At 42.6% G+C, this 6,289-nt stretch carries 6 protein-coding genes and 1 pseudogene; 1 reads left to right on the top strand and 6 read right to left on the bottom strand.

The window, feature by feature from the left end; translation table 11 throughout:
• The 3 genes from QT984_RS29340 to QT984_RS29350 all read right to left on the bottom strand — a co-directional run.
• The coding region (locus QT984_RS29340; protein WP_333058586.1) for a hypothetical protein at window positions 1-409 on the bottom strand (409 nt) is incomplete at its 3' end.
• A 67-nt stretch (window positions 410-476) separates the two neighbouring features.
• Entirely contained in the window at window positions 477-1,088 is a 612-nt protein-coding gene (locus tag QT984_RS29345; RefSeq protein WP_333058585.1) for a hypothetical protein, read from the bottom strand.
• Window positions 1,089-1,098: 10 nt separating this feature from the next.
• Entirely contained in the window at window positions 1,099-2,346 is a 1,248-nt protein-coding gene (locus QT984_RS29350; RefSeq protein ID WP_333058584.1) for a hypothetical protein, read from the bottom strand.
• Between the two features lie 200 nt (window positions 2,347-2,546).
• Between QT984_RS29350 and QT984_RS29355 the strand changes: the two are divergent.
• Window positions 2,547-3,620 (top strand): annotated as a pseudogene (locus tag QT984_RS29355) (ISKra4 family transposase).
• A gap of 100 nt (window positions 3,621-3,720) precedes the next feature.
• Here QT984_RS29355 and QT984_RS29360 read toward each other — a convergent pair.
• The 3 genes from QT984_RS29360 to QT984_RS29370 form a co-directional block, all read right to left on the bottom strand.
• A complete protein-coding gene (locus QT984_RS29360; protein ID WP_333058582.1) occupies window positions 3,721-4,179 on the bottom strand; it encodes a hypothetical protein in 459 nt (152 codons plus the stop codon).
• A gap of 158 nt (window positions 4,180-4,337) precedes the next feature.
• Window positions 4,338-4,961 carry a hypothetical protein gene (locus QT984_RS29365; RefSeq protein WP_333375546.1) on the bottom strand — a complete coding sequence of 208 codons (624 nt, stop codon included), beginning with the start codon at window positions 4,959-4,961 and terminating at the stop codon, window positions 4,338-4,340.
• Window positions 4,962-5,034: 73 nt separating this feature from the next.
• A partial coding sequence (locus QT984_RS29370) for a hypothetical protein (protein ID WP_333375549.1) occupies window positions 5,035-6,289 on the bottom strand: 1,255 nt, incomplete at its 5' end.

Below are 6,289 nucleotides of genomic sequence, written 5' to 3' on the forward strand. Positions count from 1 at the left end.
TAATTACTATTGGCTTCTGAATAAGTATCGCGGCTGTTGCTGCCGACTGTTTTGCCGTCTGTTGTAGTGTTGCCCCAGGTGGAATTGATTGCTGAATCGATCGCCCGTAAAGTCCGGCGCCGAAAGAATCGAGCGCCCGTAAAGTTTTGTGTACAAAAGTTCGAGCACCTACAGAATCGATCGCCCGTAAAAAGTTCGAGCGCACAGTTCGAGCGCCCCCAAAGTTGATCGCCCGTAAAATCCCGTGTACAAAAGTTCGAGCGCCCGCCAAGTCGAACGCCCGTAAAGTCCAATGTGAAAAAGTTCGATCGCCCGTAAAGTCGATCGCCCGATCGTCAGCGTACAAAAGTTCGAGCGCCCGCCAAGTCGAACGCCCGCAGAAGGCGTATACAAAAGTTCGAGCGCTCATAAAGTCGATTCTATTTATATAGGAATCAGGAGGGATGATCTAAGGATTAAAACCCAGTTATCAAAATCTATCGCACACAGCAATTCGCTATGTATTTGTCATGACACCATTCTTGAAAGCATTTATGACTGGTTAATGTTGGGCAGATATCATGGGCGATTGAAACAAATGTTGTAATTAGGTTGCAAATCATACTTTTTAGATTGTGCCCTGTCAGGGGTTCCTCTTCTATATATTGTCCCCACGAATCTTTTGAGTTGTTAGCAATGTTACTGCTTTCCATAACAAGAGGCCGACAATTTATCTTCACCAGTTTTTCTACATGACTAAAAATTAGCCGTCTTTCAATTCCTTGTTCATAAAAATCCAAACAGAAAGAACTGGAGTTAGAATCTTCTACAAATTTTAACAAATCAGAAAGTTGCTCCACTACTGTCATTAAATCTATTGAAACATCAACGGGCCACGGTAATTCTCCAAAACCTTCTACTCGAAATCTTACTAAATTAGACTTTTCTAATTCTTCACAAATCACAGGAAAGATTTCTTTCACATCCTCTATTTCCTCAAGCTTTAAGTCGTAATCACCATTGAATTCATCGTCACTTACCCACGGGTTTTCAAGAACTTGCTCTTGTCGCCATCCTAATCTGTTTATTTCCAAGCACATCAGAAACATAATATTCCTCCTAAGGGTTCATAATTGGAAAAGCAGTTTTATATCCTCCACCTGGTATAGGCACAACAGTTGCACGAGTTGCAGGTATTATTGTACCGTCTGGTAATATTAGTTGTCCAAGACCTTCAGGAATATCAACTATTTCTGGATCGTCACCTATATTTGGTCTTAAATCTCGGAGAAACTCAGCAGCTTTTTGATTATCTAACCATTGTCCTTGAGCTTGTTTCTTGCCGGCAGCTCTTCCCCTAAGATTATCTGTATTTTTTGAGGCTTGACCGTGCCTCTCAAATGTATGTCCGAATGTGGGCTTACTCTTCCAATTATCCCAATTCAATGCACTACTGCCCCCCCCATTGCCTGTAGCGCTCTGAAAAACAATTCCAAGTTCCTCAACTATATTTCTTACACCAGCCGCCAACGTAGTTGTTCCGTGTAGTCCCAAAGCTACACCTCCTACTATAGCTGGAGCACCTCCGATGCAAGGTAATCCTGCTACGCATAAAGCTCCACCTCCAGCAGCAGCACCACCACCTGCTATGATTTCTAAAATTCCTGTGACAATTGCCGCCCCATCTCCTAACCGTTGTCCCCACCAAAAATAATTGTAGTCGGGAAGCCCTTTAAGCCCTCGTTCCACATCTTGTTCCTGTCCATCCCAGTAAGGGTTGAAGACCTGGAATAACCATTTAGTTGAATCTCCGATATTACGTAGATACTGATATACTGCGCCAGCAACAAACAGCCCAAGAGGTCTAAAAAAATTCAACAATTGTTTGATAACTTCTGCCAGTGCAGAACGTTTGTTTTCAGGTAATTTTCCACCAGGAGCACCAGAACCACCAGACGGATTATTAGCTAAATCATCATTCCCACTCTCACCTGAAGGGGAATCAGAACCACTACTACCAAAGACCTCTTTAAATTGAGGCTCCTTAAAAATCACAGTCGGCAACTGCCAAATATCATCACTAGGCTTCGGAGGCTTCTGAAAATCCACCGGCACTTCTTGTTTCGGCGGCTGATTCAACCGCGGCGCCTCCCCAAATTCCGGCAAATTATTCATCTCGGTCCCAGTGACTTCCGGGTCAAATGACCCCCCCGTCACCTCATATTCACCCGGCAAATACTCGCCATCCTTCCAACTAGACTTCGACCAACTTTCACTCCAACTATTCCCCCCATCATCCCAAACTGTCCCGCTGCGAGTCCAACTCCAACTGCTGCCACTACTCGTATAGACATCTCTTTTAGTCACCGATTAATAGTCGTAACCGTTCAGGGTTTCTGTCCAACTGTAACCTCCCTTAAAATAAGATTTGCTGTAACTCTCACTCCACATCGATCGCGCTGGCAAAGGGAGCATCCCAGTTTTGCACTAAGTATAAATACCGATAGAATTTACAGCAGATTGATGAGAGAATATAAATCAGAGACAATGCGATAAACCGAGTAGATATGACCCCAGAAGAACAGCAGAAAATCAAAATAAATCTCCAAGAAATAGCAGCTATATTTTATAAAAACACCCCAGTAGAAAAACTACAAGACTTTGAATCTGTAGAACTGAGTGTGAGGGAACATTTAATTGAAACAGTAGCACCAGAAATTAGCGGTTTTTTTTTAACTCGGCGGGTGGACAAGGTTCGGGTAGAAAAAGAACCATAAAAAGTTGTGTAGGAGAAATAACTCTATCGAGTAAACAAGCGCAAAGGTTGGGAGTGAAGAAGGGAAGTCGTCTGAGTCCTAACTTGGAAAAATGTTGTTTATTATTAGTAGGAAATGAATCTTTTGCCAATGCCGAGAGAGACCTCAAAATGTTGACAGGAATTTATGTACCCCACAGTACACAACATCGGCTATTAGAGCGTTACAAATTGCTGCCGCCTGAAACTACCGGGAAAGTAAAAGCATTGAGTATAGACGGAGGAAACGTCAGACTAAGAACTCAGGAAGGAGAAGAAAGTGTCTGGAAGAATTATAAGGCAGTTAAGATACATGGCCTTTGTAGCAGCAGCCTTTTTTCAAAATAATGCAGATTTAGTGGGGTGGGTAAATAGCCAAATCAAGAGTGAAGCAATAACTTGTTTGGGAGATGGTCATGATGGAGTGTGGAATCTATTTAGTCAAATTGGGACTAGAGAACAAAGAAGAGAGGTACTAGATTGGTATCATTTGATAGAAAATTTACATAAAGTAGGAGGTTCTCTCAAACGACTGAGGAGAGCGCAGAACAAACTGTGGGAAGGGTCAACAGTAGAAGCTATAGCCGAATTTGTAGGGGTTACGAGTAAAGCGAGTGAAAAGTTCCAGAAATATCTGCGAAAACATCAGTCAAGAATCCCAGATTACCAGAATTATCAACAGGAGGGTATTGACATTGGTTCGGGAGCTGTAGAGTCTTTAATTAAACAGATTGGAGCAAGAATTAAGATTGTAGGTGCACAGTGGAACGAAAAAAATGTGCCTCAAATTTTAAGACTGAGATGTGCGTATTTAAATAATGACATCAGGCTAGGTGTTTCTGCTTAGTTAAAAAGTGGGATGCTCCCCTGGCAAATACGGTAAATTAATCGCATTATTGCTACGTAAAGATTAATTTAGGAGTTGCGATCGCTTTCGTTCCGATTTTTTACCGACGTGCAACTGCTTCCAGAACTGTCAGAGTCCAATTGCAATCTTCTGGGGAAATCACAACCACCTTAAAACCATACTTTTTACCCTCTAATTTTACCCCTTCAGAATCATCCACATGCAAGTCAATACCAAACGCTCGCGGATTTTTGCTGGGCAAGGAATCGCCTGGATAGCGATGCAGATGAGCTCTATGGATATTTTGATTGATGACCCCTGCTACTTGAATGCCGTAGCAACGCAACCACAGGCGTACAGAGCAAGGGGAACGGTAGGAAGTTGTATAAATCCATATTTCGTGTCCCCACGTTTTCAATTCCTGCATCAATGCGCGTGTTCCCAGTCGCAATGGTTCGTTAATCCAAGGTTTGAGGAAAAATGGTACCCGATTGGGTTCCCACGGGGCTTCTTTCCGAGCGCAAATTAGAGTGTCATCAAGGTCAAATGAAATCCGCATATTTAATTAATTCGATAGCCTCAAAGAAAATTTGCTCCTGTGTGCTATCGCCCACAATCTCAAAAAGTACGATCGCCCGTAATTTAAAAAGTGGGATCGCTGACTAATTCTCGGTAATTTAGATAAGGTTTCAGGAAAAAAGATATCCACTTGAGTTCTTACGGGGTCTCTTTATTTTCGGTATTTTTTCGTCTGAGTGCTTGTACGTAAACATACAAACCAGGACGAGCCAGCTCTTTTCCATCTGAGAGGACATATGCAATATCTAGGCGAGCATCTGACCAAATAATTGCTAATGTCTGCTTGCTCGCTTCACACGAAATTAGAGGATGAAGCTCTGTCAGGCGTTGATACATTATACTCGCCCTCGCAAGTCGCTCCTTTCTTCTGCCCGTACTCTGAGCTGTTTCTACTGCTAAGTCAAAAGACTTTTTTTGGATATCTCGTATTTCCAGCTCTACTTGAGAAGTTGTATGTAATTTAGTCAGAGCTTGGTTATCGACTGGGAGTTGAGGAATAGGGCATGGATTCTGAGGAGGTGCAACCTCTGGGATAGCTTCTATTGGTCTCATCTCCAATTCATTAGCTTTTATTTGCTTCGTCTCCCATTCATTTGATTGAGTTGATTGGCACCCACAAATTGATACCATCACCAGTATTATAGCTAACTTCCAAATATGATATCTAGCTGCTTGTAAAAGACTAGGACTCTCCTTTCTTAAAAATGTTTTAAAAGGGGGTTCTGTGTGATAGGTTTTTTTAGCTTTGTATAACGATGACATATTCCGATCGGCTCCTTTGTTGTCAAATATTAGCTGGCACTACTTCAGGTAATATCGAGTAAAAAATGCTCAATTAAAACGGTATTAAACGAATTGCTTCATCAAATTTCCGTTGCTCTATAAGTTGTAGAAAAGTATCAAATAACTTAAACCCAGCAGCTCTATCAAATTCTGTAGCAAGCAAGCTGGGATTGTTGAAGTAGACCTCCTTTAGTGTCCGCGAGCCAAGCAACCGCTCTAGACTAACAACTACTCTTACTTGATCTTTATACCCTCCTGCATCATCCCAAGGGCGTCCCGAAGCCCGGAATGCTTGCATAGCAAGACGTTGAGTAAGACCTTCCATAAGATTTGGGCCCAATGTAGTAGTTAAATTTCGATTTTGATTGATGTGCAACATTTCATGAACCATTGTTTTTAGTAGCGTCATATCGTCTGTATTTAAATCAGAATTAATGAATAGCCTTCCATTAGTTACGAGACCATACAAATTGCCGTATTCCTGTTTAGCTTTTCCTGATGGCCAATTATTTGCTCTATCCATTGCATCCAGAATCCCTTTAGTGTCAGTCACCTGTAGTACACCAGGCTGAATCAATTTATCAGCATCCTCACCATAAAATACCCGCAGTATGAGTAGTGCTAGTCTATGTTGAGCTTCAAACCTGCTAAGCGTGGTAGGGTTATTTACACTAAGATAGCCATCTCCATTAATTACCTTCTGAGACAGAAGCTCTTTGTAAATCTCAGTTGGCAACCAAAAAGTCTTGCCTCCTGAAGTATTTTTAGATGCAGAATCTTTAAAAATCGCAGTCGGCAACTCCCAAATATCATCACTCGGCTTCGGCAACTTCTGAAAATCCACCGGCACATCTTGTTTCGGCGCCTTATTCAACCGCGGCGCCTCCCCAAATTCAGGCAAATTATTCATCTCGGTCCCAGTCCCTTCCGGGTCAAATGACCCCCCCGTCACCTCATATTCACCCGGCAAATACTCGCCATCCTTCCAACTAGACTTCGACCAACTTTCACTCCAACTATTCCCCCCATCATCCCAAACTGTCCCGCTGCGAGTCCAACTCCAACTGCTGCCATTACTCGTCGAGACACCCTCTTTCGTCACCGATTCTGAGTCGTAACCGCTGAGGGTTTCCGTCCAACTGTAACCTCCCTTAAAATAATACTTGCTGTAACTTGAACTCCAGCTAGAATACTGGGACACCGAACTAGCTGCGCCGTTACTATCGTAACTGCTTTCGCTCGACCATTTCTCGTAACTCGAACTGCCATTTTCGCTTTTTTGGCCATCTTGATAAGTGATAACTGTC

It is taken from the genome of Microcoleus sp. Z1_B2 (assembly GCF_036700325.1).
In the GTDB taxonomy this organism is placed as follows: Bacteria; Cyanobacteriota; Cyanobacteriia; order Cyanobacteriales; family Microcoleaceae; genus Microcoleus.

What these genes read in the sequence shown, in the direction of transcription:
- QT984_RS29345 (WP_333058585.1), bottom strand. Translation starts at nt 1,088, where the DNA reads ATGTTTCTGATGTGCTTGGAAATAAACAGATTAGGATGGCGACAAGAG.
- QT984_RS29360 (WP_333058582.1), bottom strand. Translation starts at nt 4,179, where the DNA reads ATGCGGATTTCATTTGACCTTGATGACACTCTAATTTGCGCTCGGAAA.
- QT984_RS29365 (WP_333375546.1), bottom strand. Translation starts at nt 4,961, where the DNA reads ATGTCATCGTTATACAAAGCTAAAAAAACCTATCACACAGAACCCCCT.